The organism is Stenotrophomonas sp. B1-1, from assembly GCF_010894375.1.
Classification (GTDB): Bacteria; Pseudomonadota; Gammaproteobacteria; order Xanthomonadales; family Xanthomonadaceae; genus Stenotrophomonas.
The window spans coordinates 60,419-86,801 of record NZ_JAAIUZ010000031.1 but is presented as its reverse complement, the minus strand read 5'-3'; the positions used below and the strand labels follow the sequence as shown (position 1 = coordinate 86,801).

The 26,383-nt window shown below is 67.1% G+C and carries 24 protein-coding genes; 7 read left to right on the top strand and 17 right to left on the bottom strand.

Annotation, left to right across the window (positions count from 1 at the left end; translation table 11 throughout):
• Positions 1–52: 52 nt before the first annotated feature.
• Entirely contained in the window at positions 53–721 is a 669-nt protein-coding gene (locus G4G00_RS20345) for a GAD-like domain-containing protein (protein ID WP_164276134.1), read from the bottom strand.
• A gap of 219 nt (positions 722–940) precedes the next feature.
• Here G4G00_RS20345 and G4G00_RS20340 point away from each other — a divergent pair, with 219 nt between their 5' ends.
• Positions 941–3,049, top strand: coding sequence for a TonB-dependent receptor (locus tag G4G00_RS20340; RefSeq protein WP_164276131.1), 2,109 nt, complete (start codon positions 941–943; stop codon positions 3,047–3,049).
• Positions 3,050–3,121: 72 nt separating this feature from the next.
• On the opposite strand, the gene G4G00_RS20335 is transcribed toward G4G00_RS20340, so the two are convergent.
• The 4 genes from G4G00_RS20335 to G4G00_RS20320 are packed head-to-tail and all read right to left on the bottom strand — an operon-like array spanning position 3,122 to position 5,757.
• Entirely contained in the window at positions 3,122–3,655 is a 534-nt protein-coding gene (locus G4G00_RS20335; protein ID WP_108753500.1) for a hypothetical protein, read from the bottom strand.
• Between the two features lie 17 nt (positions 3,656–3,672).
• Positions 3,673–4,572 (bottom strand): hypothetical protein, encoded by a 900-nt coding sequence (locus tag G4G00_RS20330; RefSeq protein WP_164276128.1) that lies wholly within the window; start codon positions 4,570–4,572, stop codon positions 3,673–3,675.
• A 37-nt stretch (positions 4,573–4,609) separates the two neighbouring features.
• Positions 4,610–5,380: a hypothetical protein gene (locus G4G00_RS20325; RefSeq protein WP_164276125.1), complete on the bottom strand. Its 771-nt coding sequence runs from the start codon at positions 5,378–5,380 to the stop codon at positions 4,610–4,612.
• On the bottom strand, positions 5,377–5,757 hold the full coding sequence (locus G4G00_RS20320; protein ID WP_164276122.1) for a VOC family protein: 381 nt from the start codon (positions 5,755–5,757) through the stop codon (positions 5,377–5,379). Before G4G00_RS20320 ends, G4G00_RS20325 begins: the two co-directional genes overlap by 4 nt.
• Before the next feature lie 117 nt (positions 5,758–5,874).
• On the opposite strand from G4G00_RS20320, the gene G4G00_RS20315 reads away from it, so the two are divergent.
• On the top strand, positions 5,875–6,195 hold the full coding sequence (locus tag G4G00_RS20315; protein WP_164276119.1) for a hypothetical protein: 321 nt from the start codon (positions 5,875–5,877) through the stop codon (positions 6,193–6,195).
• A 24-nt stretch (positions 6,196–6,219) separates the two neighbouring features.
• On the opposite strand, the gene G4G00_RS20310 is transcribed toward G4G00_RS20315, so the two are convergent.
• Positions 6,220–6,795: a TetR/AcrR family transcriptional regulator gene (locus G4G00_RS20310; RefSeq protein ID WP_164276116.1), complete on the bottom strand. Its 576-nt coding sequence runs from the start codon at positions 6,793–6,795 to the stop codon at positions 6,220–6,222.
• Between the two features lie 69 nt (positions 6,796–6,864).
• Here G4G00_RS20310 and G4G00_RS20305 point away from each other — a divergent pair, with 69 nt between their 5' ends.
• Entirely contained in the window at positions 6,865–7,410 is a 546-nt protein-coding gene (locus G4G00_RS20305; protein WP_108753505.1) for a thioesterase family protein, read from the top strand.
• 8 nt (positions 7,411–7,418) lie between these two features.
• Here the strand turns inward: G4G00_RS20305 and G4G00_RS20300 are convergent, their stop codons facing one another.
• The 6 genes from G4G00_RS20300 to G4G00_RS20275 all read right to left on the bottom strand — a co-directional run bounded on the left by G4G00_RS20300 (position 7,419) and on the right by G4G00_RS20275 (position 14,694).
• A complete protein-coding gene (locus G4G00_RS20300; protein WP_164276113.1) occupies positions 7,419–7,886 on the bottom strand; it encodes a hypothetical protein in 468 nt (155 codons plus the stop codon).
• A 15-nt stretch (positions 7,887–7,901) separates the two neighbouring features.
• Positions 7,902–8,654: an SGNH/GDSL hydrolase family protein gene (locus tag G4G00_RS20295; RefSeq protein WP_240336195.1), complete on the bottom strand. Its 753-nt coding sequence runs from the start codon at positions 8,652–8,654 to the stop codon at positions 7,902–7,904.
• A gap of 73 nt (positions 8,655–8,727) precedes the next feature.
• Positions 8,728–11,115 carry a GH92 family glycosyl hydrolase gene (locus tag G4G00_RS20290; protein ID WP_164276107.1) on the bottom strand — a complete coding sequence of 796 codons (2,388 nt, stop codon included), beginning with the start codon at positions 11,113–11,115 and terminating at the stop codon, positions 8,728–8,730.
• A 142-nt stretch (positions 11,116–11,257) separates the two neighbouring features.
• Positions 11,258–11,560, bottom strand: a complete 303-nt coding sequence (locus G4G00_RS20285) for a hypothetical protein (RefSeq protein ID WP_164276104.1) — start codon at positions 11,558–11,560, stop codon at positions 11,258–11,260.
• A gap of 165 nt (positions 11,561–11,725) precedes the next feature.
• Positions 11,726–14,188, bottom strand: a complete 2,463-nt coding sequence (locus tag G4G00_RS20280; protein ID WP_164276101.1) for a prolyl oligopeptidase family serine peptidase — start codon at positions 14,186–14,188, stop codon at positions 11,726–11,728.
• A 176-nt stretch (positions 14,189–14,364) separates the two neighbouring features.
• Complete coding sequence (locus G4G00_RS20275) at positions 14,365–14,694, bottom strand: hypothetical protein (protein ID WP_108753511.1); 330 nt, start codon at positions 14,692–14,694, stop codon at positions 14,365–14,367.
• Between the two features lie 264 nt (positions 14,695–14,958).
• On the opposite strand from G4G00_RS20275, the gene G4G00_RS20270 reads away from it, so the two are divergent.
• The 4 genes from G4G00_RS20270 to G4G00_RS20255 all read left to right on the top strand — a co-directional run bounded on the left by G4G00_RS20270 (position 14,959) and on the right by G4G00_RS20255 (position 18,053).
• Complete coding sequence (locus G4G00_RS20270) at positions 14,959–15,558, top strand: hypothetical protein (RefSeq protein WP_240336194.1); 600 nt, start codon at positions 14,959–14,961, stop codon at positions 15,556–15,558.
• 91 nt (positions 15,559–15,649) lie between these two features.
• Positions 15,650–16,426 (top strand): HipA family kinase, encoded by a 777-nt coding sequence (locus G4G00_RS20265; protein WP_164276095.1) that lies wholly within the window; start codon positions 15,650–15,652, stop codon positions 16,424–16,426.
• Positions 16,404–16,799 (top strand): DUF3037 domain-containing protein, encoded by a 396-nt coding sequence (locus G4G00_RS20260; RefSeq protein WP_164276092.1) that lies wholly within the window; start codon positions 16,404–16,406, stop codon positions 16,797–16,799. The genes G4G00_RS20265 and G4G00_RS20260 overlap by 23 nt, the downstream gene beginning before the upstream one ends.
• A gap of 102 nt (positions 16,800–16,901) precedes the next feature.
• Complete coding sequence (locus G4G00_RS20255) at positions 16,902–18,053, top strand: aldo/keto reductase (protein ID WP_164276089.1); 1,152 nt, start codon at positions 16,902–16,904, stop codon at positions 18,051–18,053.
• Between the two features lie 107 nt (positions 18,054–18,160).
• Here G4G00_RS20255 and G4G00_RS20250 read toward each other — a convergent pair whose 3' ends face one another.
• From G4G00_RS20250 to G4G00_RS20230, 5 genes are all read right to left on the bottom strand, one after another.
• Positions 18,161–18,625 carry a transposase gene (locus G4G00_RS20250; RefSeq protein ID WP_164276086.1) on the bottom strand — a complete coding sequence of 155 codons (465 nt, stop codon included), beginning with the start codon at positions 18,623–18,625 and terminating at the stop codon, positions 18,161–18,163.
• A 229-nt stretch (positions 18,626–18,854) separates the two neighbouring features.
• Entirely contained in the window at positions 18,855–21,383 is a 2,529-nt protein-coding gene (locus tag G4G00_RS20245) for a membrane-bound PQQ-dependent dehydrogenase, glucose/quinate/shikimate family (protein ID WP_164276083.1), read from the bottom strand.
• 126 nt (positions 21,384–21,509) lie between these two features.
• Positions 21,510–24,209, bottom strand: coding sequence for a DNA gyrase subunit A (gyrA, locus tag G4G00_RS20240; protein WP_108753520.1), 2,700 nt, complete (start codon positions 24,207–24,209; stop codon positions 21,510–21,512).
• Positions 24,210–24,445: 236 nt separating this feature from the next.
• Positions 24,446–25,510, bottom strand: coding sequence for an S-methyl-5-thioribose-1-phosphate isomerase (gene mtnA, locus G4G00_RS20235; protein WP_108753521.1), 1,065 nt, complete (start codon positions 25,508–25,510; stop codon positions 24,446–24,448).
• Between the two features lie 46 nt (positions 25,511–25,556).
• A complete protein-coding gene (locus tag G4G00_RS20230) occupies positions 25,557–26,291 on the bottom strand; it encodes a DUF3011 domain-containing protein (protein WP_108753522.1) in 735 nt (244 codons plus the stop codon).
• Between the last annotated feature and the right edge of the window lie 92 nt (positions 26,292–26,383).

The following is a 26,383-nucleotide window of genomic DNA, read 5'->3' as shown; positions in this document are numbered from 1 at the left end:
CGGGAAAGGCCAGTCGAGCATGGCTCGACTCTACAAAGCTGGTCCCGCCCAATCACTTGCGCGCCAGTGGCTTCGGATCAACCGCATAGCGTGGAAACGCAGGCGCGGCGAACTGCCTCAGCATGTGCAGGTGGGGATGAAGCTTGAGCCTGCGCAGGTTGCCAAGGGCAACCTCGCCACCGCAGACCTGCGCGGGTTCGAAGCCATACATCTCGTCTGCCTGCAAGGGGCCGCATGTGCTCATGGCCCTGGCAAAGAGCAGTGCCTCGTCCGCATCCAGCAGATCGAAATCGTCGGGCTCGGCACAGGCGAAGAAGGCCTTGATGCCACCTTCCTGCTGCGCGAGAGACTTCAATCTCAGGCGGTTCTGGAGAGCGAACACTTCACCGCGGATCGGATCGATGCTCACACCGACGCCTGATGCTTCGCCGCACAGGTAGAGCCTTCCGAATCCGCTCCGGGCAAACACGTGGTAGGAATCGATCTGAGAAAAGGGTGTTTCCTCCAACCACGCGTGCATCAGGTCTTCGTAGTCTTCGGGGTTCACCGTCCACAACCGTCCGTTGCCATAGTTCGCCCATCCATCACGCCGCCAATAGCGCAACAGCGAATCGGGCAGGATGCCCGCCCACCTGCGGAGACTGGCCTCCGGCACCGGATCGCGTGCAGTTGCCTCACCGAAGTTTTCGATGAAGAGTGCGAAATCCTGATCGTCTTCCATCGTTCTTCCCTTGCGCGGCTGTTTCGGCAGCCCGGACTGAGGCGGTCTTGTAGCTCACGCGGCGGCAGAGGTTAAGGGGCATTCGCGACAGACCGGGAAAAGCAGTCGAGCAAGCTCGACTCTACAAGGGCGCGGGCACGCCATACGCTGCCGGTGGGTGACGTGGCGCGCGCGACCTGTTAACTTGCGCGCCACTTTCGTGGTTTACAGCCTGTCCGCATGTCGCTTCCGTCTTACCGCCCCACCCCGTCGCTGCTGTTCCTGGCCGTGTCCTTCAGCCTTGCTGCCATGGCCAACGCCGCCCCGCAGGCCACCACGCTTGATGCCGTGCAGGTCACTGCCGCCGATGCCAGCGCGCAGGCACGTGAGGCGCTGAAGCGCGTGCCCGGCGCCAGCAACGTCATCGACGTCTCCAAGGCCGACAGCCGGTTGTCCAGCAGCGCCGATGTACTGGCCTATCAGCCGGGCATCAGTGCGCAGTCGCCGGGCAACGAGGGCACCAAGGTGTCGATCCGCGGCTCAGGCATCAACCGCGGGCCCGGCGCGCATGCCTCGGGCATCGCCGTTTCGCTCGATGGCCTGCCGTTGACCGGCGCGGGCGGCACGCCCTACGAACTGCTGGAACCGCTGTGGCTGTCGCGGGTGGAGGTGCTGCGCGGCGCCAACGGTTTCGAGCGCGGTGCGCTGGCACTGGGCGGCGCGATCGACTACGTCAGCCGCAGCGGCCGTGATTCGGCCGGTGTGCAGCTGCATTACGAAGCCGGCAGCCGTGGCTACCAGAAGCGCGGCATCAGCTGGGGCGGCGTCAGCGGCGATGTCGACTACTTCCTCGCCTATACCGATACCGAGTTCGACGGCTACCAGGACCACGCGCGTGGCGATGGCAAGGGCGCGATGGCCAACATCGGCTGGCAGATCAGCCCGGACCTGCAGACCCGCTTCTTCGTGCGCTACCGCGAGACCAATCACGAAACGCCCGGGCGCCTGACCCGCGCGCAGATCCGCAACGACCCACGCGCGGCCAACGCCGCCAACCTGGCCATCGACGCGCGCCGCCCGCAGCCGGGCAGCACCTGGATCGGCAACATGACCACGCTGCAGATCGACGAGGATTCCTCGCTGCAGGCCGGGCTGGTCTATCACAAGTACCCGATGGACTTGAACGAGAGCCTGTACCGCCAGCAGCTGGACTACGCCAATCTGAATGCCACGCTGGACTACCGACGTCGCCATCTACTGTTCGGGCGGGACAGCGAAACCACCGTCGGCCTGCGCGTGACCCACGACCTGCAGGCGAACGTGCGCGAGTCGCTGCGCTTTGCCAGCAACGGCTATGCCGCCGGTACCCACACGCGTGATTTCCGCCACCACGGCACCGACAGCACCCTGCACATCGGCAACAGCCTGGCCTTGAACGAGCGCCTGCGCGTGCAGACCGGCCTGGCCCTGATCAACACCCAGCGTGACGTGCAGGTGACCTGGCCCAGCAGTGGCGGCCGCCTGCGCGAGCACGACTGGGACTACGCGCCGCGCCTGGGCTTCACCTGGCAGCACAGCGCGCAGACGCAGTGGTTCGGCAACCTGAGCCGTTCGGTGGAAGCGCCGCATCCGTGGTCGATGATCTGGGGTTCGAACCAGTACTTCGCTGCGGGCAACGGGCCGTCCACCGGCCGCCAGCGCAGCCCGGTGCCGATGCAGAACCAGACCGCCACCACGCTGGAACTGGGTGCGCGCGGTGACGCCGCGCTCGGCCGCTGGGAGCTGACCGGCTACTACGCGCACGTGAACCACGAACTGCTGACGGTGGAACTGCAACCGGTGCCGAACCTGTTCATCGCCGAAAACAACGCCAGCCCCACCGTGCACCGTGGCATCGAAGCTGGCCTGGACAGCACGCTGTGGCAGGGCGTGCCGGGCCGCCTGTCACTGCGCCAGGCCTATACCTTCAGCGATTTCCGCTATCGCCACGATGCGCGCTTTGGCAGCAACCGCCTGCCGGGCTTGCCGCAACACAGCTACCAGGCCGAACTACGGTTCGATCACGCTTCAGGCCTGTACGCGGCGCTGAACACCGAATATGCCTCGCGCATCGCCGTGGACTACGCCAACAGCTACTGGGCCGACAGCCACGTGATCTTCGGCAGCCGCATCGGTTACGACGCACCGGGTGGCCGCTGGCAGGCCTGGGCCGAGGTGCGCAACATCGGCGACCGCCATTACGCGGCAACGGTCACGCCGGGCTATGACGACGCCGGCAAGGACGTGGCCCGTTCGACACCGGGCGAAGGCCGCGGTGTCTATGCAGGGATGCGCTGGCGTTTCGACTGAGCACGGCGATTGGCGCCGGGAACATCCCGGCGCCAACCCTTGCAGAAGCGATTCAAGACTCGTCGTCGTGGCTCAGGAAATACGCCAGCGCGGCAGTCGCTCGCTGCGCTTCCACAGCGTCGGTGCGGCGCCGATCAGCAGCACGGCCATCAGCCACTTCGGCGATGTGCTGAGCAGTGCAGTGGCCCAACCGGCATCAACGGCTGCAGCGTCTTCCTGCCAGGGGTTGTAGCCCAGATACAACACGCTGCCCGTGCGCCACAGCAGCACCGCCCCCACGGCCAGCATGAACAACGCCAGGCTGCGGCAGGTCCAGCGCTGCGAGGTCGTACCCCATTCGCGTGACAGCGCGACCAGCACGCTGACCAGCGACACGGCGATCAACACCACCAGGGCGATATCGATCTTGCGCCCTACCCGTTCATAGCCGCACGCGCGGCATTCGCCTTCATTCGCAGCGGCCGAGACCTGGCTGGCTGCTTCGCCTGTTGCCGGCACCTGCGCTGGAGGCGACGACTGTGCCATTCCTGTGAACGGCAGCAGCGCCAGGACGGCCCCCAACGTCCATCGAAGCCAGATGCTGTTCCTGCGCATTGCGATATCCATTTCGCGTCTCCTTCCTGTCAGTTGATCTGTTCGCCCCGTATCGGGGCCCGCCCCACGGCGGCTGCGTACTCCGCCGCCCAGTCCTCCCGCTCAAATACCCAACGGCCATCCTCTCGGTGCAGCAGGAACTTTTCCTGCTGACCATGGCCGCTGAAGCAGCTGCCACTGACCACCGAAATCATCGCCCACTGCCCGTCGACACTGAACACCGGGCGTGACAGCGAAACGATCTGCAGCTGCCGTTGGGTCACGTTCCCGTCGCAGCCCGGCCCGCCCTCCGCCTTCATCCTCTGCAACTGTTGAAGGGTCATGCGCTGCGCACCCGCCAGCGCCTGCTCGGGCACACGCGAACGCCGCGCATTGGCGGCGCGCTGCGCAGCCTCCAGCTCCTGCCGCAGCCGGAACAGCTCCGCACCTTCATCATCGGGGAAACGAGCCAGCGGAGCATCATCCTGGCAATCGGTCATCGCCAGGCGCTGCCTGCAGAAAGGCAGCGTCCACTCCATCACCCTGGCCCAGGAAGGCGCCGGGGTATCCAGCGTGGGCTGTTGCGGTGGCCGCCAGCGCCCGACATCCTTTACTGCAGGCCCGTGGCCGGCGGGCGTGGTCACGTTCGCCGATGGCGCTGGAACCGCTGCCTCTGTGTGCGGCGCGGGCGGGAGCGGCACGGCAGCGACCTCCTGCCTCGACAGCGCTTTCACCATCGGCGGCGGCGGGGGCAGCGGCGGAAGCGGCGGCTGGACCTGGCGGATAGCCAGCGCCATCACCTCGGCCTGCATCTGCGCAGTGCCCAGCACGACGGGCATTGGACCGATGCGGACCGGTGGCGCCTGCCACGCGCGCTCCACCAGCAGCGCCAGCGCCACAAAGGCCACGACCGACCACAAGATGCGCCTCCAGATGATGCGTACGTGCATGATCCTCCCTGCTTCGTCCTGCAACTTTGGCGTCACGCTACAGCGCGCGCGCCACCTGCATCAACGTCACCGCTTGGGGTGCCAGCGTCTGCGCCAGCCAGCCGAGTGCGGCGAAGAACACCAGCAGCCCCACCAGCGGCCACACGGTATGTGTCAGGCACAGCCGCCACCAGCCCTGCGCCTGTATGCCCTGCATGCGCCGGTACAGCCCACCGACAATCGCGGCATCTACCAGCAGTTCGGCCATCAGCAGCGGCGCCGACCACACCACCCAGGCGCTGGCCAGCACCGCACTGCCGACCACGGCAACGATGCCCAGCACCGCCAGCAGTGGCAGACCCGCTTCGCCATCGGCGGCATCCAACAGAGAGGCACCATCACTGTCGATCACGGAGCGAGCCGAGCCCTCCGCCCACGATGCCGATGCACCGCCACCACCCGACTGGCCACCCTGCCCGCCCCACACCGGCCCCTGCACATCCCGACCTGAACCACCGCCGCCACCGACATCCGGCGCGCCATCGACGGCGTCCCAGCGCCAGCGGATCCACAACCACATCAGCAGCAGGAACACGCCGTACGCCAGCAGCACCGCCAGCGGGTAGCGCAGCACCATCATGTCCACACCCGCCACGCGCAACGCATGCGCGGCCAGGAATCCTGCCGCGCCGGTCATCAGCACGATCACCGCCATCTGCAGGCGCGGCCCACCGTTGCGCTGCAGCTGCCGGCGCGCGCTCAGCACTTCACCGCGGCGGGTGATGGGCAGCTTCAACGCGCGTGCGTTGAACCGGCCGCGCTTGGTCAAGGCGCTGCGCCTTTGTAGACGGCCTCGATGCGATGACCGTCCGGGTCGACAACAAAGGTGGCGTAGTAGCGGTCGCCGTAATCGGTACGCACCCCCGGGGCACCGTTGTCACGCCCGCCCGTGGCCAGCGCCGCGGCATGGAATGCATCCACGGCCTCCCGCGACGGTGCGGCAAACGCAAGATGGAAGCCCGGCCCGGGCGCCAGCGCATCGTCACGCTGTTTCAGGCACAGGATGTCTTCATCGTCGATCAGGCCGTAGCCGATCGCCTCGTCGTCCTCGAACACGCGGCGGAAGCCGAGCGCCGCCAGGGCGGCATCGTAGAAACGCGCGGCGGCATCCAGATCACGGACACCCAGAGAGAGGTGGTGCAGCATGCGGACATCCTTGCCGGGCACGCGGTGGTGGTGATGGCCGATTCTAACCGCGAATGAAGGCGGCTGCGGCATGGCGCTACTGCCGCGGGGCCGCTATCGTGGCCGGCCGGAAACAGGATGTTGCACGGCATGCAGGCCCGCCAGTTCACCCGCCCCCTCGCCCTTCTTCTTTTCATGCCGATGATCGGCCTGGCCGGCTGGGGATCGTGGGCCGCTACTTACTGCTTCAGCGACGGCTGCCTGGGGGTCATCCTGCTATGGATGGCTGCATTGGCCGCCCTGGTCGTACAGGCCCTGCTGGTGCTGCCGCTGCATGCCTGGGCGTTGAAGCGGCAGGGCTTGCCGGCGCAGGTCGGCTACCTGCGCTGGCTGGCGGCATCGATCGTGTCGGTAGTGGTTCCGGTGCTGCTCGGCTGGCTGTACATGCTGTTCAAATAGCACGCTGCTCAACCCGCCGACCGCTCAACCCGCGCGCGCGGCCTTCAGCAGTTGCGCGGCCACCTGGTCGAACGGCGCGATGTCCTGCAGCGCGCGGCTCATCGCCACCGCGCCTTCCACGCTGGCAATGACCAGGCTGGCCAGACCCGCGGCCTGTTCCGGCGCATGGCCATCGCTGATGAAGGCCTGGGCCAGGTGCCCCTGCCAGCGCGCGAACACCTCGGCCGCCGCCGCGCGCGGCTGGCTGGCAACCGCCTCCACGGGCTCTTCCACGGCCGCAGCAAGTACCGGGCAGCCGGCGCGGAACTGCGAGCGCAGCAGGCGCTCGCGCCACATCGCCAGGAATCGCTCCAGGCCAGGCACGGCGCCCTCGCGCAGCAGGTCCAGCAATAGGGCTTCCACCTTGTCGCCGGCCAGCGTTGTGGCCTTGGCCAGCAGTTCCTGCTTGCCGCCGGGGAAGTGGTGGTAGGTCGACCCCAGCGGGGCGTCGGCCAGCTTGGTGACTTCGCGGATGCTGGTGGCATTGAGGCCCACCCGCGCCAGCATCTGGGCCGCCGCATCGATGACACGCTGGGGGGCATCGCTCGCGCGTGGGCTCATGCTGGGCTCCTTGCTAGGACAGTCGTCATAGATTAGCGTAACGCCCGTTCTATAACAGTCGTCATAGCCATGAATCTCTGGTTCCGCCTGCTCCACCTGCTGCTGTGCAGCCTGTTCCGCCCGCGCCTGGATGCCCCGTTCGGGGTTTCCCGCCTGCAGTTCCGCGTGCTGCCCAACGATCTGGACAGCAACCTGCACATGACCAACGGCCGCTACTGGAACATCTTCGATCTGGGCCGGCTGGACCTGATCCTGCGCATGGGCCTGGGCAAGGTGGCGCTGCGCGAGAAATGGGCGCCCATCGTTGGCGCCGGCACCATCCAGTTCCGCCGCGAACTGCGCCCGTTCCAGCACTACACGCTGGAAACGCGGCTGGCCGGCTGGGTCGGCACGCGGGTGATCATGGAACAGCGCGTACTGATCGGCCCGGAACAGAAGATCGCCACGCGGGCGCTGCTGGTCACTGGCATCTACGACCGCCGCGCGCGCGCGTTCGTGGGCATGGATCGGATGATGGCGGCCATTGGCAGCACCACGCCGCCCTCGCCGCCGCTGAGTGCAGCGGCCGAAGCGCTGTTGGCGGCCGATGCGGCGTTGAAGCGCGACGACGGCTGAGCAGCGTGTTACAGGGCTCGCCTGAGCACATCCTGCAAGCGGCGCTTGTGCGATTCCACCGCCTTCCAGTTCCAGTCGCACACCGGAGGAACATCCAGTGCACCGCGCTCGCGGGCCAGTGCGGCGCGCTCGGTCAGGGCCTGCACTTTGGCCGCGACGTTCGCATCGATCGCCATCGGTAGCAGGATCGACACCAGGCCCCAACCTGAAACGGTGACACGAGCGAAGTCACCGCGCCCTGTATCAAATGGGCGCACGCGTACAGCGCCGCCCATGTCCGCGTACTGCACGCCCACCAGCAGCATGCCGCCCGACACGCACTGCAACGTCCGGCCGTGTTCGCACAGCGCCTCGGCAGAGTCATAGCGCCGAGGCTGCTCACCGGCCCCCGGATACAGCTCGGTGACCAGCACCGGGCTGCGCTTGAACACGGCGCGCGCCATCGCTTCGACCACGTTGTTGGAAACCACCGCCATGCGCCGTCAGTGCGATCAGGGCGCGCCGCGTGGCGCGGCTTGCAGCGCCCGCGCAATAGCAGCCTCCGCCAACGGCGCCATCAGCGCATAGCCCTTCGCGGTGGGGTGCACGCCATCGGCGGCCAAGGCAGGATCCAGGCCACCGGCGGCATTGGCCATGACCGCGTAATAGTCCAGGTACACCAGCCCCTGCGCGTGGGCGTACTGCTTGAGCGCGGCATTCAGGGCGCGCACCTTTGCCGCAGGTTCGATGCCCGGCATCCACGGGTACTCGCTCACCGGCAGTACCGACGCCATCACCACGCGGATGCCGTGCACACGCGCCAGCTCGACCATCGCGTGCAGGTTGTCTTCGATCATCGCCTGCGTACTGGCACCGGTGTTGCCGGCGATATCGTTGGTACCGGCGAGGATGACCACCACGTCCGGCTGCAGCGCGACCACATCCTGGCCGAAGCGCAGCAGCATCTGCGGCGTGGTCTGCCCGCTGATACCGCGGTTGAGATAGCCCTTGCCGGGGAAGAACGCCGCAGGATCCTTTTCGCCCCACCCCTGGGTAATGGAATCGCCGAAGAACAGCACGCGCGGCACGCCGGCCTGCTTGGCGGGCACGCGCGCATTGGCTTCACGGTAGCGGCCCAGATCGGGCCAGTCGGAAAGGCGCTGCTGCATGTAGCGCACCTCATCCGGGCGGAGCTGGTCCACGGGCTTCACCAGCAAAGGATTGATCGCCACGGGCGGCTGCGCCTGAGCGCAGGTGGCGCTCATTGCGAGTGCCACTGCGGTGGCGCAGCATCGGGTGCGTAGAAAATGGATCATTGTTGTTCCTGGAGACTCTGGATCAGCGGGGGCCGTGCGAGGGCGGAACGTCCTGCGCGCCCCACTGCTCGTTCTTGGTGGTAGCCAGCTCGAAGTCCAGGGTGCCGCCGCGCTGTACGAAACTGGCCCGCAGCCAGCTTGCGTTGCTGGCCCTGCCGTCCACCCGCAGCGACTGCACGTACGGCGCATCCATCGCTGCGCCGCGCGCACGCACCACGATCTTCGCGCCCGGGCGGGTAATCACCGCTTCGGTGAACAGCGGGCTGCCGATCACCAGGTCCGCGCGACCCGGGTACACCGGGTACAGGCCCAGCGCCGACCACACGTACCACGACGACATCTGGCCAAGGTCATCGTTGCCGGGCATGCCCTCGGGGGTGTTGGTCCAGATCTGGCGCATCGCTTGCCGTACGGTTTCCTGGGTCTTCCACGGCTGGCCGAGGAAGTTGTACAGCCACGGCGCGGCGATGGACGGTTCGTTGTCCAGTTCGGCGTGCAGCGGGCCGGACTTGGTCACCGCCCATGTACCGTCGGGCTTGCGGAAGAACGCATCGAGCCGCGCGATGCTGGCCTCGCGGCCCCCCAATGCTGCGAACAGCCCGGCGGGATCGAACGGCACCATCCACAGGTACTGCGCACCACTGCCTTCGACAAAACCTTCGTCGGCGGCCGGGTCGAACGCCGGCCAGCTGCCATCTGCATTGCGCGGCTGGATATAGCCCTGCTGCGCGGTGGCCTTCGGGTTGTACAGATTGCGCCACCAACCGGAGCGCTCACGGAACTGGCGCGCCCCCTGCGCATCGCCGGCCGCCTGCGCCAGTTCGGACAGGCCGAAATCGGCGCTGACCATTTCCAGTGTATCGGCCGCACTCCCCCACCCCGGCGCCCCTTCGGGCATGTAGTTCAGCGCCAGCCACTGGTCCAGGCCCGGGCGCTGGCCCACGCACAACACCGGGCAACCACGCGTGTCGAGATCGCGCGCGGTCGGAACGGTCGCGGCCTTTTTAAGCGACGCGTAGGCGCGCTGCAGATCGAAGCTGCGGCCGCCAAACGCATGGATGGCCGCCACAGACGGCGGCGATGGATCACCGTTCATCACGCCGGTGGCGCCGGTGATGTGGGTCCAGCGATCCCACACCCCGCCGTTCTGGTCGGCCTGGTTGAGCAGCGACTGCGCCACGTCCGAGCCCACCTGCGGCTGCAGCAGGGTCAGCAGCTGCAGCTGCGAGCGATAGACATCCCAGCCCGAGTAATTGGCGTACTGCGCCTGCTGCCGCTTGGCCAGCGCATGCACCCTGCCGTCCATGCCGCGGTAACGCCCGTCGGCGTCGCTGTGCAGGTTGGGCGCAAGCATGGCGTGGTACAGCGCGGTGTAGAACACGGTCCGCTCATCGGGCGTGCCACCCCGCACCCGCACCTGGCCCAGCAGGTCATTCCACTTCGCCCGCGTAGCGGCCTGGGTGGCGGCCACCGTGGTGCCCTGCGGACTCTCGCGGCGCAGGTTGGCCCGCGCGCCGGCTTCATCCACGTAGGAAATGCCGATGCGTGCGGTCACCACCGGCGTGCGCCTGGCATCGAAACTGATCCAGCCACCCGCGCCCTTGCCGGCCGGTGGGTGGCCCTTGCTGCCATAGGTGGTGCCGCCGCCACCCTCGCGCGCGCCGGCCTGCACCGTGTCATCGCGCCAGGTGCCCCCCACCTCGAAGGGCTGGTCGAACTCCGCCACGAAATGCAGGGTGTAGTAGCTCTCGCGGCGGTCTTCGGCCAGATAGCCGCAGAAGTTGCCGCTGGTGACCGAACCGCGCACGGTGCGCGTGGCCGGGTCGATGATGATGGTCGAATCGCTGCTGCCCACTTCGCTGTCGGAGGTGCGGAACAGCAGGTTGGCCGGCTTGTCGGCCGGGAACTGGAACTGGCCGACCGCAGTACGCGCCGTGGCCGCCAGGCTGACCGCCACCCGGTTGTCCAGGGTGAGTGTGTAGGCACCGGGGCTGGCCGATTCCTTGCGGTGGTCCAGCAGGCTGGTGTAACGCATGCCGGCATCGGCAGAAGATGGCGACAGCTCTACCGGCAGCGTGACCGGCATGAGCGGAACATCGCCGCTGGCACCGGTACAGCCGGTTCCGTTGACGTGGGTCAGGCTGAAACCGCGCACGCCGTTGCTGCGCCACTCGTAGCCACCGGGGGCGGCGATGGGAAACCGCTTGCCCGGCAGCGCGGTCATTTCCGGGCTGAAGGCCACCATGCCGAAGGGCACCGTGGGCCCTGGGTAGACGTTGCCGGCGTTGGTGGTGCCGATGAAAGGATTGACCTCGGCGGCCAGGTCCTGTGCGGGCGCCCTGGCGGCCAGCAGCGGCAGCGGGGACAACGTCAACACCGCGGAAACGACGACCAGCAACGAACGGGACATCGACAACTCCAGTGGAAGGTGGCACGCACGCGCCTTGAATCACTGAGAGTAGTACGCGCTGAGTGCCCTGCGACGGGCCGGAGGTCATGGTTGGCGGTACCCGGTCACGATCGCGGCCATCGGGCCGCGTGCCGCGCGCCGATCAGTACAACGTGCCCAGCTTGAACAACGGCAGGTAGGCGGCAAACATGGCGAGCGGAGTTGCCAGCATCACCGCCACGCTGCCAATCAGCGCCGACAGCCGCGCACGTCCTGCCAGCCAGGCGGCAACCACCAGCGCTGGACCCAGCCAGGCCAGCCCGTAACTGCTGGCAAACAGTTGGGTGATCAGCGGCAGCGGCTGGCCCGCTTCGGCAAACCGCTCAACGAACTGCGGGATCGCAAACCGACCCAGCGCGGTGCAGCCCACGGCGGCGGTGCCGCTGGACAACAGGCCGATCAGCAACCATCCCCATCCTGAGATTTTCCGCACAGCCTTTCTCATGAGCAGTCGTGGTGAGCAGGGCAGTCGAGCATGGCTCGACTCTACAAGAAGGGCCGCCCTGGGGCGGCCCTGTTTACGGCAGTCGAGCAAGCTCGACTCTACAAAGGCAGTCGAGCTAGCTCGACGTTACCGGGCGTTTTTCACGTAGGTGTCGAACCAGTTCAGCATTTCCGAGACCAGCTGTTCGTTCGATTCCAGCGCGGTATACCAGTGCGGCTCGTTGGGCAGCATCACCAGGCGGGTGGTACCGCCATTGCCCCGGATCGCCTGGTACAGCTTGCGCGACTGGAACGGTTCGGTGCCCGGGTTGGCATCGTCCTCGCCATGTACCAGCAGCAGCGGCAGCTTGATCTTGTCGGCGTAGAAGAACGGCGAGGCCTTCAGGTACACGTCCTGCGCCTGCCACACCGAGCGCCGCTCGTTCTGGAAGCCGAACGGGGTGAAGGTCTTGTTGTACGAGCCGCTGGTTGCCACGCCCGCCTTGAACAGGTTGGTGTGGGCGATCAGGTTGGCCGTCATCAGACCACCGTGGCTGTGGCCGGTCACACCGATACGGTTGCGGTCGACCACGCCCATGTCCACGGCCTTGTCCACCGCCGCCTTGGCATCGGCTTCCAGCTGCTCCAGGTAGGTGTCATAGGCGGTCTTGGGATCGCCGACAATCGGGAACGAGGCATTGTCGATGATCGCGTAACCGGCCAGCAGCATCAGCCGGTATGGCTGCAGGCGGGTGAAGGTCTGCTGCGAACCGGACACCTGGCCAGCCTGGGCGGCGTTGGCGAAGTCGGCCGGATAGGCATACAGGATGGCCGGCACGCGCTGGCCTTCCTTGTAGCCCGGCGGGGTGTACAGGGTGAAGGAAAGATCCACACCATCGGCGCGCTTGTAGGTCACCAGCTGCTTCTTGATCTGCCGCACTTCCGGGGTCGGGTCGGTCAGCGTGGTCAGGGCGGTAGCAGTGGAGGCGAACTGCGCCTCGCCTTCTTTCGCAGCGGCCACCGCTTCACCCTGCTGGCGCACGAAGGCATTCGGCGGGTCCATCACCGACTGGTGCCAGGTCAGGTAGCGGCCGGGCGTGTTGCTGAAACCAAGGAACTGCTCGTAGGCATCGGCATCGCTGCGGAACAGGCGCTCGCTCTTCAGCGAGCCCAGGTCCAGGCGGTCCAGGAACGGGCGGTCACCCTGCGGCGAAGCACCCTGCCCGCGCAGGAACACGAAATTGCCATCCTGGCGCACCACGGCTGCCCCGTTGGGCAGACGCTTGAACACCAGGTTGCCGGGATCGCCGTACAGCTCATCGCTGGACATGTCCCACAGCAGGCGACCTTCCTTCTTCGGCTGGTCGACATCGACGATGCGGGTCTGCACCCAGTGCCTGTTCTCATCATTCTCGAACAGGAACGACACCGCCGGGTCGGCCGACCAGGCCAGGCCTTCGAACCGCTGCGCGGTGCGCGCGATCTCCACCGGCTTGCCGTTGAACGGCGCCTTCAGCATCAGCACGCGGTCGCGGTGCGGCACGGTCACCTTCCAGTCGCCCTTGTCCAGCGCTTCGGCATAGACCAGGGTGGCCGGATCGGTGGAGCGCCAGTCGAAACCGCGCGGGCCTTCGGGCACGCCGTGCACCGGCACGCGGTCGGCCAGCGGCAGGCTGGCGATGGCGGTGCTCTTGCCACTGGTGATGTCCAGCACCGCCACATCGTTGGCGAAGCGCTGGTAGGTGACCGCATGCGAGAACGGCGGCTTGATCGATTCGGTCAGCACGTGCACGCCATCGGGCGCGGCGCTCACGTCGTTGAAGATCGCGGCGCTGCCCACCGGGCGCACCTGGCCGCTGGCGGTGTCGACCACGGCCAGCTGCGAAGCCCCGTAGTACGCGAACAGCTTTTCATCGTGCACGCTGGTGAGCGTATCGCGGGCTTCGTAGGTGCTGCTCTCGCCACTGCTGCCCAGCGATTCCTGTGCATCCGGGCCGGTCGGCACGCCGCCGTTGGACGGCGCGGCGCCCTGGTTGGCCGGCACCAGCTTCACCAGCAGGTTGTTGCTGCCGCCCAGCCACTGCACGGTGCTGCCGAAGATCGGGTTCAGCTGCACGCCCGGCACCTGCTTGACCTGGCCGGTGGCGGCGTCGCCCACCCACAGCTGCACGCTGTCGGCCACCGCATTCTGGAACGCGAAATGGCGGCCGTCGGCCGACCACTGCGCGCCGCCGGCGCAGCCCTGCGGCAGCGTCACCGGGGTGGTCTTGCCGCTGGCAATCTCGACCACGCTGAAGTCGGCCACGCAGGCCGGAATGCCGTAACCACCGGGAGTGTCATGGCGGCTGCGGTTCTTCGGCTCCAGACGCACGCCGGCCAGCTTCAAGTACGGCTGGGCCACGCGGGCGATGGACGGATAGGTCTGTGCGGTGGTCAGCAACAGGCGCTGGCCGCTGGGGTCCACGCTGGGAACCGGCGGCGGCGGTGCCTTCAGCACCTTGAGCAGTTGTTCTGGCGGCTTTGCGTAATCGGCAAGTGCCGGGCCGGCGGCCAGCAGGCCGAAGGAAGCAACGGCGATGGCCGCTGCCAGTGACGTACGACGAATGAGCATCCTCAACCCCTGGGTTCGATCCGGTGCCCGTGCTATGGGCATGCACCGAATCTAGCACCCCGGCCCCGCCCGTCCATGGGCCGGAAGCAATGCACGCTGGGCATGGCCCGGCGCTACCACGGGCGTTGGCAACCTCCGGTAGCGCCGGGCCATGCCCGGCGAACGAAGGACAGGGCTCACTGCTGGGCGTGCAGATCCCACGTGGTCAGGTAATCGGGGTCCACCACGATGGCGCCCCCGGTACGCAGCTGATACTCACCAGGCTCGGCCGGCCGGTACTGGTCCAGCATCGGCGGCAGATAATGCTCGTGGCCATCGTCCTCGTCGGCAAGCACCACGCCCTCTTCGGCGCTGATGCGCAGCACGGTGCCTGAATACTGCTGCTGATCGCGCATCTGGCCGTCACCGCCATAACGGGTGATGCCAACCAGAACCACCTTGCCGATCATCTGCCGCGCCTTGGCGTTGTCCAGTGGCGGCAGCATGGGAATGGATTCGTCGCTCATCGGTGCACCTCCAAAGCCTGCAAGTACATCGTGGAAACGCTTGAAGGATGGCAGCTTGCGTACACCACGGCCATCCTGGCCGGTTCAGTCTCCCCACGTCTGGATCCTGCCATCGGCTGCGGCAGGGGGAAGTGAAGATCGGGTCTCAGTGCTGAACGGCCGCAGTGTTCCGCACCGGTTGTTGCGCTTAATCTGTGCTTCACCCGGCTGCCCCTACGGTCAGCCTTCATCACGCAAGGGACGCGCATGCCCAGGCACGCATTCATGCGATCGTGGACCCTCCCGCTTTCGGCAGCCACGCTCGGTGCCAGCGGTTACACCACAGATCGCACGCCGACTGACCAGCATCCCGGCAGCAGCCTGGAGACCGGTTCGGACAGCCTGCCTGACGCACCACTGGACGCCGAACAGTTGCTGTTGCGCCTGATGGATCTCATCCAGACCGCAACCACCGCAAGCGACCTGACCCTCGAGCGCGTATCCGCCGCATTGCATGAGCCCGCCCGCACCTTCGCACCCGGTCACTTCGGCTACGGTGGCGCGCTCACCCCCGAGTGGAGCTATGGCCTGGAAGTGAAACAGGCTGGCACGCCAGACGCACGACTGGATCTGAACTTCATCGACACCCGTCCGCAGCGAAGCTCGCCGGCCACGGCCATCTGCCAGGTGGACTTCAACCGATTTGCCTCTGCGCTTCATGCTGCCGGCTTTAACCAAGAGACGGTGCGCGGCGAGCACGGCCGGACCATCTACCACCGCTTTAAGCGGGCGCAGCTGTGCATCAAGGTGGACACTGTCCCAGAACACTCCGCAGCCAATGGCCAGACAATGCACGACTGCGTTCGTCTGGTGAGCGTACAATAGGGCGCGGGCGGCAGGTCCACCGCGGGCGCCGCGGAAAGGCACGCCGGAAGATCATCCGGCGCTCCCCCACACGCCACGCTAGAATGCGCGCATGCGCACCGTCCATGCCCTCCGTTACATCACCCCACTCCGCGAAGGAGGTTCCCTGCCCGCCGTGGTCGAGACCGACGACGACGGCATGGCCGTGCTCAAGTTCCGCGGCGCCGGCCAGGGGCCCAAGGCCCTGATTGCTGAGCTGATCGCCGGCGAGATGGCCCGCAGCGCGGGCCTGCCGATTCCGGAAGTCCTGTTCGTGGAGCTGGACAGCGAATTCGCCCGCACCGAACCGGACCCGGAGATCCAGGACCTGATCCGCGCCAGCGAAGGCCTGAACCTGGGGCTGGACTACCTGCCCGGCGCGATCAACTACGATCCGGCGGCCATGCCGGTCGATGCGGACCTGGCCTCGCGCATCGTCTGGTTCGATGCCTTCACCAGCAATGTGGACCGCACCACGCGCAACCCCAACCTGATGGTCTGGCACCGCAAGCTGTACCTGATCGACCACGGTGCGGCGATGTACTTCCACCACGACTGGGACAACGCCGCCGATGCCTGCGAGAAGCCGTTCACGCTGATACGCGACCATGTGCTGCTGTCCTTCGCCAGCCGCATCGCCGAGGTGGATGCCGAACTGGCCGCGCGCCTTCCCGATGCGGAGATCGAACGCATCGTCGGCCTGGTACCGGACAGCTGGCTGGTCAACGAGCCCGCCTTCGACAGCCCGCAGGCGTACCGCCAAGGCTATATCAACTATCTCAAGCACCGCCTGAAGGTACGTGCCGTGTTCGTGCAGGAGGCCATCCGTGCCCACGCTGCACACGTATGACTATGCGGTCATCCGCGTTGTACCGCGGGTGGAACGCGAAGAGTTCATCAACGTCGGGGTGATCGTCTCCTGCCCTGGCGCTCGCCATCTGGAAGCGGCCATCGAGATCGACGCGGCGCGCCTGCACGCGTTCGCGCCCGCACTCGACCAGGACGCGCTGCAGCCGTGGCTGGATGCAATCGTGGCGATCTGCCGCGGCGACGCCAACGCGGGCCCGATCGCGCAGTTGCCCGCGCGCGCGCGTTTCCATTTCCTCACCGCCAAGCGCAGCTCCATCGTGCAGATGTCCAGCACGCACGTGGGCCGCAGCGCTGATCCGGCCGGCGTGGTGGAGCACCTGATGAACAGGATGGTGCGGGTGCCGCAGCGCTGAGCGTGCGAACGGGCGCCGCGCGTGAACGCGCCCGACACACCTGCGCGGTACAGTGAACCGGCTCTGCGAGACACCCGCCCGCCTTCCGCACAGGAGACTGACGTGACCTCACGACGCCGCTTCCTTTCCCTGGCCGCCGCTGCGGCCGCTCTTTCGGCCACCGCACCGCTGTTCGCGCAATCGCCTGCGCCCGGCAGCGTGCTGCCGACCCGCGGCACACCGCGCCCCGGGGCGACATTGGCCCGCAACGCACCGCAGGCGGGTGGTCGTTATCGCCCGCAGACCCGCCTGGGCTTGGGTGGCGCGCCGCTGGGTGGCAGTCTGGCGCCTACCACCGATGCGGCCGCACAGGCCACGATGGCCGCCGCCTGGGCCGCTGGCATCCGCACGTTTGATACATCGCCGTGGTACGGGTTGGGCCTGAGCGAACGACGCATGGGCCGCGAGCTGCACACCCACACGCCGGACCAGTACACCCTGTCCAGCAAGACCGGCCGCCTGCTGACCGGCACCGCTGGACCGCTGCAGAAAACCAACTGGCACGACCCGGCACCGTTCCGCTACGCCTACGACTATTCCGCGGCCGGCACGCGGCGTTCGGTGGAAGACAGCCTGAACCGGCTGGGCGTGGCGCAGCTGGATATCGTGCTGATCCATGATCTTTCGCCCGAGAACACCGACCTGGGCATGCCCTGGGAACAACGCTTCGCCGAGGCCCTGAAGGGCGCCATGCCCGAGCTGACGCGCATGCGCGAGGAAGGGCTGATCAAGGCCTGGGGCTTCGGGGTGAATCGGCCGCAGCCCGCCCTGCGCGCGGTGGCCGAAGCCGATCCGGACATCATGCTGCTGGCCTGCCAGTACTCGCTGTTGGACCACGAAGCCACCCTGCACGACACCTTCCCGAAGCTGGCCGAGAAAGGCGTGTCGGTAATGGTCGGTTCACCCCTGCTGGCCGGCTATCTGACCGGCCGCGAGCGCTATCTGTACGGCAGCCCCATTCCCAAATGGGCACCGGCCAAGCGTGCGCGCATGGCCGCCATCTGCGAACGCCACGGCATCGACCTGCGCACCGCGGCCCTGCAGTTTGCCGATGCGCCCGAGGTGGTTTCCTCGATCATTCCCGGTGCGCGCAGCGCCGAGCAGGTGCAGGCGAACGTGGCCTCGATGGCCATCGCCATTCCCGCCGATTTCTGGGCCGAGCTGAAGCAGGAAAAACTGATTGCCGCGGATGCGCCGGTGCCCGGCAAGCGTTGATCAAAGCGGCAACGGTAGGCTCGCTCGGTAGAGTCGACTGTCAGTCGACTGCCGCGCGCAGCGCGGGGTTTGGTTGGTCGCGGAAGGCCGTCGACCAACGGCCGACTCTACCCCGCCTCGTTGTCCAGCGGCCAGCGGCACCATCCATACGGATATTCGCCCAGCCGGGTTGCCAGTCCCGCCCGCACGGGATTGCCCAGGATGTAGCGCGCCTGTTTTCGCAGTGACGCCTCACTGCGGATCGCATGGTCGTAGTAGCCCGGGTGCCACAAGGCTCCCTCACGCTCCCGCAGCCTGTTGATCAGGAAACTGCTGCGTCCCTTGAACCGCTGCACGCAGTACCCGAGTGACTTTCCTCGCAGCTGGACGAGCCAGTGCAGGTGGTCGGGCATGACCACCCACGCGAACGAGGTGGTCAGGCCTTGATGGTCCAATGCGTCCAGCACCTGCATTGCGATGTGGGCGTGGCCGGGATCTTCGAAGATGGGACGGCGATCCCTGCAGATCATCGTGATGGCGTACACATTGCCGATGACGGAGCGGCGGCCGACGAGGAGTTGTGGACTGGGCATGTCAATGAGCGTGCCCGTTGTTGGCAATCTTCGGCATCGGAGAGGTGCCGTCTCATCGATCAGGGAGTGCCGTGGCCATGCGTGGGTAGAGTCGACCGTTGGTCGACTATCGCGCGCAGCGCGGGGGTCGGGTTATCGCGAAAAGCAGTCGACCAACGGTCGACTCTACCGGGCAGCGCGGTGTCAGGTGATCGCGAAAAGCAGTCGACCAACGGTCGACTCTACCCGGTCATTCCGGCAACGCATACGCCATCACGTAATCGCCCTTCGGGGTTTCCATGAAGTGGTGCCCGGCCGCGACGATCACGACATACTGCCGCCCGCCCTGCGCGTACACCATCGGGTTGGCCTGGCCGCCGGCCGGCAGCTTGGCGTGCCACAGTTCCTTGCCGGTCTTCAGGTCGATGGCGCGCAGCAGATCATCGGTGGCGGCGGCGATGAAGATCAGTCCGCTGGCGGTCACCACCGCGCCACCATTGTTGGGCGTGCCGATCTCGATCGGCAGGCCGGAACGGATACCGAACGGGCCGTTGCCGCGCGCGCTACCGAAGGGGCGGTCCCACAGCAGCTTGCCGCTGCGCAGGTCGATGGCGCGGATGCCACCATAAGGGGGCTGCTTGCACAGCAGACCAGTAAACGGCAGGCGCCAACCGGCATTGACGTCGATGGCGTACGGCGTGCCTACCTGCGGGTCGCCCGCCCCTTCGGCACCACCCTTGTTGTCGGCGCGGATCTGTTCGCGCGGCAGCCAGCCCTTGCGGTCGGCCTCGGCACGCGGCACCAGCCGGTTGTAGTTGGGCACGTCGTTGTAGTTGGCCACGATGATGCCGCGCCGCGTATCGATGGCCACGCTTCCCCAGTCCGAGCCGCCGTTGTAGCCGGGGTATTCGATGGAGTGGCGGTCGCTGGTGGGCGGCGTGTAGAACCCTTCGTAGTGCGCCTTGCGGAACTGGATGCGGCAGACCAGCTGGTCGATGGGGGTCAGCCCCCACATGTCACGCTCGGTGAGGTCATGGTCGCGGCGCAGCGTGTGGTACAGCGAGAACAGCTGGGTGGGCGAGCGCTGTTCGGGCTCCACCCCGCCCTGCGGCACCGCGCGCTCCTCGGCGGGCGTCAGCAGTTGGCCGTTGCGCCGGTCCAGGATGTACAGGTCGCCCTGCTTGGTGGGCAGCAGGATGGCCGGCACCTTGCCGGCCGCGGTCGGGTACTCGATCAGGCTGGCCTGCGATCCCAGGTCGTAATCCCAGACATCCTTGCGCACGGCCTGGAAATGCCAGACGGGCTTGCCGGTGGTCACGTCCAGGGCCACCAGCGAGGTGGCGTAGCGGTTCTCGTTCTCGGTGCGCGAGCCGCTCCAGTAGTCACCGGCCGTATTGCCCATCGGCAGGTAGACCAGGCCCAGCTGCTCATCGCCGGTGGCCGTGGTCCACATGTTGGGGGTGCCACGGGTGTAGGTCTGGTCGCGCGGCGGCAGACCGCTGCGCTCGGGCTGGTCCATGTCCCAGGCCCAGCGCAGCTTGCCTGTCATCGCGTCGTAGGCCTGGATGACCCCGGACGGCGCATCGCGGCGCTGGCCGTCCAGCACCTGGTGGCCGGTGATGATCAGCCCCCGCACGATAGCCGGCGGCGAGGTGATGGATACATAGCCCGGCGGCACCTCGCCCATGCCCAGGGTGATGTCCACCTGGCCGTTGTTGCCGAAGGCGGCGCAGGGTCGCCCGCTGTCTGCATCCACGGCGATCAGGCGGCCATCCAGCGTGCCTTCGATGATGCGGGCACTGCAGAACGGCCGGCTGCCGTCTGCGGCTGCGCGGTGCATCGGGGTGGGCGGCGGCGCCGGCAGGGCCAGGTCGGCGGCCACATCGGCCAGCACGGCATCGGCCACCGTGGGCGCGCTGGGCTGCTCGTAGTAGGCCACGCCACGGCAGGCGGCGGTATAGGGAATGGAGGCGTCGCGCACCTTGGGGTCGAAGCGCCAGACTTCATTGCCACTGGCCGCGTCCAGCGCAATCAACTGGTTGCGCGCACTGCACAGGTACAGCCGGCTGCCGATCTTCAGCGGCGTGGTCTCGGCACCCCAGCGCTTTCGGGGCACATCACCGGTGCGGAACTGCCAGGCCAGCTGCAGCGTGCCCACGTTCTTCGGGGTGATCTGCTGCAGCGGCGAAAAACGCGTGGCCGCGTTGCTGCGGCCCCATGCCGCCCAGTCCTCTTCGGCAGGTTGGTCGGACGGCTGCAGCCCGGTGGTGTCGCGCGTGGGGTCCAGGCCAGCACTGACTGCGGCCTCGGGGTACGGCTGGCGGCCATCCACTTGACCGTGCGGGGCAAAGGCCAGCGCGAAGGCGGCCACGAACACCAGGATCAGCACACATCCAACGCCGCGCGACAGCCGCTTGGGCACCGGCGCGCGCAGGGTGGGCGCCACGAACGCCAGCACGATGCCCAGCGCGGTCACCATGCCCAGCCGCGGCACCCAGCGCCAGTAGTCGCTGCCTGATTCCCACCAGGTCCACAGCAGGGTGCCGACGAACAGCGCCGCGTAGACCAGTGCGCCGCTGCGCCGATTGCCCCATAACAGGATGCCGCTGGCCAGCAGGCCGACACCGGCGATGGCGTAGTACCAGGAGCCTCCAAGGCTAGCCAGCCACGCGCCCAGGCCACCGATGACCAGCCCCAGCACGACCAGCAGCAGGGCCAGCACGGTTACCAACGGGTGGCGGGACACAACGGGCGCGGCGGACTGCGGCGTGGCGGACATCGTCGATCTCCGGGGGCAGCATGGCCTGTTATCCCACCGTCGCTGTGAAGTGCGCGTGCGGTGAGCGCCAGATACAACAACGCCGGCACGAGGCCGGCGTTGTTGAGGTGACGTCGCGAGGCGGGCTTACGCCTGCGGCGCGTCCTCGCTCGGTGCAGGGGCTTCGGCCGGGGCGGCAGCAGCCACCTCGTCCTCGTCCTCGTCGATCGAGGCGTCCATGCGTTCCACGGCCTGCAGCTTCTCGTCCTTGGACAGGCGGATGAGGGTCACGCCCTGGGTGTTGCGGCCCACGCGGCTGATTTCCGAGCCGCGGGTACGCACCAGGGTGCCGCCGTCGGAGATCAGCAGGACTTCGTCGCCCGACCCCATCAGCACCGCGGCGACCAGCTTGCCGTTGCGCTCGGTGGTCTGGATGCCGATCACGCCCTGCGTGCCGCGGCCCTTGCGCGGGTAGTCCGGCAGCGGGGTGCGCTTGCCGTAGCCGTTTTCGGTGGCGGTCAGGATGTACTGCACGCTGGCGTCGTCGGCGCCGTCGATCACCGCATCGCCATTGGCGGCGGTTTCCTCGACACCGTTGTCGTCCTCGTTCTCGTCCTCGATGCCACCGGCACTTTCGGCCACGATCAGGCTGACCACTTCCTCGCCGGCCGGCATCTTGATGCCGCGCACGCCGGTAGCGGTACGGCCCATCGAACGGACCTTGTCTTCGCCGAAGCGCACGGTCTTGCCGTTGGAGGCGAACAGCAGGATGTCACGCTCGCCATCGGTCAGGCCGACGCCGACCAGGGCATCGCCTTCGTCCAGGTTGATCGCGATCTTGCCGCGGGCCAGACGGAAGGCGAACTCGCTCAGCGGGGTCTTCTTCACCGTACCGTTTCTGGTGGCGAAGAACACGAACTGGCCATCGGCGTACTCACGCACCGGCAGCACGGCCTGCACGCGTTCACCCGGTTCCAGCGGAATCCAGTTGATGATCGGACGGCCGCGGGCGTTGGAACCGGCTTCGGGCAGCTGGTAGACCGGCAGCCAGAACACCTTGCCCGAGCTGGTGAAGGTCAGCAGCGTGTCGTGCGTATTGACCAGCCACAGCTGTTCGATGAAATCCTCTTCCTTGGTCGCCGCCGCACTGCGGCCACGGCCACCGCGGCGCTGCGCGCGGTAGACGCTGACCGGCTGGCGCTTCACGTAACCGGCGTGGGACACGGTCACCACCACGTCTTCCGGCGCGATCAGGTCCAGGATGTCCAGGTCTTCTTCGCTGTGGCGGATTTCGGTACGACGCTCGTCGCCGAACTCGGCCTTCACGTTGATCAGCTCTTCGCGGATCACCTGCAGCAGGCGGTCGGGATCTTCCAGGATGTGGATCAGCCCGGCGATCACTTCCAGCAGCTGCTTGTATTCCTCGGTCAGGCGGTCCTGCTCCAGCCCGGTCAGGCGGTGCAGGCGCATTTCCAGGATCTGCGTGGCCTGGATCTCGGTCAGCTGGTAGCCGCCCTCGATCAGGCCCACGCCCTTGGGCAGGTCTTCCGGACGCGAGGCTTCAGCACCGGCGGCGCCCAGCATCGAACCGACCAGGCCCGGCTCCCACAGGCGGGCGAGCATGCGTTCGCGCGCTTCGTTGGGGTTCGGCGAGGTCTTGATCAGTTCGATCATCTCGTCGATGTTGGCCAGCGCAACGGTCAGGCCTTCCAGCACGTGGGCACGGGCGCGCGCCTTGCGCAGCTCGAACACAGTGCGGCGGGTGACCACTTCGCGACGGTGGCGGACGAACGCCTCCAGCATCTGCTTGAGGTTCATCAACTGCGGGCGGCCATCGACCAGCGCCACCATGTTGATGCCGAACACCGATTCCATCTGCGTCTGCTGGTACAGGTTGTTCAGCACAACCTCGGCAGATTCACCGCGCTTGATCTCGATGTAGATGCGCATGCCGTCCTTGTCGGACTCATCGCGCAGCTCGCTGATGCCTTCGATCTTCTTTTCCTTGACCAGTTCGGCGATCTTTTCGATCAGACGCGCCTTGTTCACCTGGTAAGGAATTTCAGTGACGATGATCGATTCGCGGCCGTTGTCGGCCACTTCGATATCGGCCTTGGCACGGATGCGCACGCGGCCACGGCCGGTGCGGTAGCCGGCGACGATGCCGGCGGTGCCGTTGATGATCCCTGCGGTCGGGAAATCCGGGCCCGGGATGTACTCCATCAGGCCGTCGACGTCGATTTCCGGGTTGTCGATCAGCGCGATGCAGGCGTTGATCGATTCGCTCAGGTTGTGCGGCGGGATGTTGGTGGCCATGCCCACCGCGATACCGGCCGAACCATTGACCAGCAGGTTCGGGAACCGGGTCGGCATGACCGTCGGCTCCAGTTCCTTTTCGTCGTAGTTGGGCTGGAAATCGACGGTTTCCTTGTCGATGTCCGCCATCAGCTCGTGGGCGAGGCGGGACATGCGGGCTTCGGTGTAACGCATCGCCGCGGCGGAATCGCCGTCGATCGAACCGAAGTTACCCTGGCCATCGACCAGCATGTAGCGCAGCGAGAACGGCTGTGCCAGGCGCACCAGCGTGTCGTAGACCGACTGATCGCCGTGCGGGTGGTACTTACCGATCACGTCACCGACGATACGCGCCGACTTGAAGTAAGGCTTGTTGCTGTGCGCGTTCAGTTCGTTCATCGCGAACAGCACACGGCGATGCACGGGCTTGAGGCCATCGCGCGCATCGGGCAGCGCACGCCCCACGATCACGCTCATGGCGTAATCGAGGTAGCTCTTGCGCATCTCGTCTTCCAGGTTGACCTGGATGATTTCCTTGGCGGTTTCTGCCATTCGGGTTCCGTTGTCTGGTAGCGGTCCAGTCCGGCGCAGCCCACTGCAGGAGGGGTCGTGCCGGAACCTCGATTCAACCTGCCGATACTACCACAACGGGCCGTTTTCCGCCCGTGTTTACGGGGGTTTTACCGGCACAAATCAGGAACTTAGGGGATTGCCGGGCAGCGGCCGGCGCGACCGGGGCCGGGGTCAGATCCCTTTCCGCAGGAAAGGGCTCTGACCCCGCCTGTCCGTCAACCGCCGAACGCGGCCCGCATGTTTTCCAAGGTCGGGTTCAGGATGACCCCGCGCTCGGTCACGATGGCGTCGATCAGCTCGCCCGGGGTCACGTCGAACACCGGGTTCCAGGCGGCGATGCCCTCGGCCACGGTGCGGGTACCGCCCACGCCGTACAGCTCGCCCGGGTCGCGCTGCTCGATCTCGATCTGGCTGCCGTCCACGGTATCCATGTCCACGGTGGACGAGGGTGCCACCACCATGAACTTCACCCCGTGGTGGCGGGCGGCGATGGCCAGCTGGTAGGTGCCGATCTTGTTGGCGGTATCGCCATTGGCGCAGATGCGGTCGGCGCCGACGATCACCCACTGCACCGCGCCGGTCTTCATCAGGTGCGAGGCGGCCGAATCAGCGATCAGGGTGGCATCGATGCCGTCCTGCTGCAGTTCCCACACGGTCAGGCGGGCGCCCTGCAGCCACGGCCGGGTTTCGCCGGCAAACACCCGGGCGATGCGCTGCTGGGCCATGCCGGCGCGGATCACGCCCAGGGCAGTGCCGAAACCGGCCGTGGCCAGCGAACCGGTGTTGCAGTGGGTCAGCACGCCACTGCCGGCCTCGATCAGACCCGCGCCCAGTGCGCCCATGTGGCGGTTGGCGGCCAGGTCTTCTTCGGCAATGGCCTGCGCCTCGGCTTCCAGCACGGCCTTCCAGTCGGCGCCGGCGGCGGACAGCGCGCGGCGCATGCGCGCCAGCGCCCAGGCCAGATTCACTGCGGTCGGGCGCGAGGCATTCAGGCGCTGCAGCGCCGGTTCCAGCTGCTGCAGCGCATGCGCGCCGTCGGCGGCCTGCACGTCGCGCGCGGCCAGCACCACGCCCCAGGCCGCAGCGATGCCGATGGCCGGCGCGCCACGTACGGTCAGCGCATGGATGGCGGCGGCAACTTCGTCGCTGTCATGGCAGGCAACGTGTTCCACCACGAACGGCAGCTTGCGCTGGTCCAGCAGCTGCAGCGCGTCGCCGGTCCACAGGATCGGGCGGATGTGGTCGTAACGGGCGTAATCGAGATCGGTGGCAGTGTTCATGGGCCCATTGTAGGGCCAGCCCCTGCCCCGTGGCCCTGCCGGGCGGTCAATTCACCGAGAATTCGGCCCGGCAGCCGCCGTCCACCCAGATCCCGTTGCGGTTCCAGCCCCAGGTCTGCCCTTCCACGCAGGCGGTGCCGGAAATCTGCCGCGACACCACGGCGCCGGCGCTAATGCTGGCCCCGCAGAAGCGACGCCGCTTGGATTTGGATTCGCAGGTCAGCCGGCGCGGCATATCGACGAAGCGCCCCTGTTCGTCGGCCACCTCGAAATCGCCCTGGCAGCCACGGCTGGTCCAGATTTCATTGCGCTTGTAGCCCCAGCCCTGCCCTTCCCGGCACGGCAGCACCGACAACTGGCGCAGCAGCCGTACCGGCGCGCCGTCCAGCCGCACGGGGCAGCTCTGCGGCCGACCACTGGATTCGCAGCGCACCACCCGGCGCACCAGGCGCTTGCCGGCATCAGGGCTGGCCGTCGTGGCCGCAGTACCGGCTGCCGGGCGTGCGCGGAACTCGGCGCGGCAGCCCAGGGTGACCCACACGCCGCTGCGGTCGGTGCCCCATTCGCTGCCGCGGATGCAGCTGTTGCTGGACAACTGCCGCACCAGATCGACGCCATTGGTGACGTCCAGGTCGCAGTGCACCCAGCCCATGTCGCGCGATTCGCAGGTGATGACCTGGCCGTCATAACCGGTCTGCGCCGACGCCGGCAACGGCATGACCGCGCCCCATATCGCCATGGCGTACACCGGTGCCGCTACGACCGCCAACCACTTGACCAAAGCTTTCCCCAACCGAGTCGATAACCACGCTGCCAGTGTCTGGCATCAGGCGTGATAAGAGCATCATCGCCGTTGCTGAATCAAGCGTGGAA

Bases quoted from the DNA above. Each gene is read 5' to 3' on its own strand.
- G4G00_RS20345 (WP_164276134.1), bottom strand. From the start codon at position 721: ATGGAAGACGATCAGGATTTCGCACTCTTCATCGAAAACTTCGGTGAG.
- G4G00_RS20340 (WP_164276131.1), top strand. From the start codon at position 941: ATGTCGCTTCCGTCTTACCGCCCCACCCCGTCGCTGCTGTTCCTGGCC.
- G4G00_RS20335 (WP_108753500.1), bottom strand. From the start codon at position 3,655: ATGGATATCGCAATGCGCAGGAACAGCATCTGGCTTCGATGGACGTTG.
- G4G00_RS20330 (WP_164276128.1), bottom strand. From the start codon at position 4,572: ATGCACGTACGCATCATCTGGAGGCGCATCTTGTGGTCGGTCGTGGCC.
- G4G00_RS20320 (WP_164276122.1), bottom strand. From the start codon at position 5,757: ATGCTGCACCACCTCTCTCTGGGTGTCCGTGATCTGGATGCCGCCGCG.
- G4G00_RS20315 (WP_164276119.1), top strand. From the start codon at position 5,875: ATGTTGCACGGCATGCAGGCCCGCCAGTTCACCCGCCCCCTCGCCCTT.
- G4G00_RS20310 (WP_164276116.1), bottom strand. From the start codon at position 6,795: ATGAGCCCACGCGCGAGCGATGCCCCCCAGCGTGTCATCGATGCGGCG.
- G4G00_RS20305 (WP_108753505.1), top strand. From the start codon at position 6,865: ATGAATCTCTGGTTCCGCCTGCTCCACCTGCTGCTGTGCAGCCTGTTC.
- G4G00_RS20300 (WP_164276113.1), bottom strand. From the start codon at position 7,886: ATGGCGGTGGTTTCCAACAACGTGGTCGAAGCGATGGCGCGCGCCGTG.
- G4G00_RS20295 (WP_240336195.1), bottom strand. From the start codon at position 8,654: ATGAGCGCCACCTGCGCTCAGGCGCAGCCGCCCGTGGCGATCAATCCT.
- G4G00_RS20290 (WP_164276107.1), bottom strand. From the start codon at position 11,115: ATGTCCCGTTCGTTGCTGGTCGTCGTTTCCGCGGTGTTGACGTTGTCC.
- G4G00_RS20280 (WP_164276101.1), bottom strand. From the start codon at position 14,188: ATGCTCATTCGTCGTACGTCACTGGCAGCGGCCATCGCCGTTGCTTCC.
- G4G00_RS20275 (WP_108753511.1), bottom strand. From the start codon at position 14,694: ATGAGCGACGAATCCATTCCCATGCTGCCGCCACTGGACAACGCCAAG.
- G4G00_RS20270 (WP_240336194.1), top strand. From the start codon at position 14,959: ATGCGATCGTGGACCCTCCCGCTTTCGGCAGCCACGCTCGGTGCCAGC.
- G4G00_RS20265 (WP_164276095.1), top strand. From the start codon at position 15,650: ATGCGCACCGTCCATGCCCTCCGTTACATCACCCCACTCCGCGAAGGA.
- G4G00_RS20250 (WP_164276086.1), bottom strand. From the start codon at position 18,625: ATGCCCAGTCCACAACTCCTCGTCGGCCGCCGCTCCGTCATCGGCAAT.
- G4G00_RS20245 (WP_164276083.1), bottom strand. From the start codon at position 21,383: ATGTCCGCCACGCCGCAGTCCGCCGCGCCCGTTGTGTCCCGCCACCCG.
- gyrA (WP_108753520.1), bottom strand. From the start codon at position 24,209: ATGGCAGAAACCGCCAAGGAAATCATCCAGGTCAACCTGGAAGACGAG.
- mtnA (WP_108753521.1), bottom strand. From the start codon at position 25,510: ATGAACACTGCCACCGATCTCGATTACGCCCGTTACGACCACATCCGC.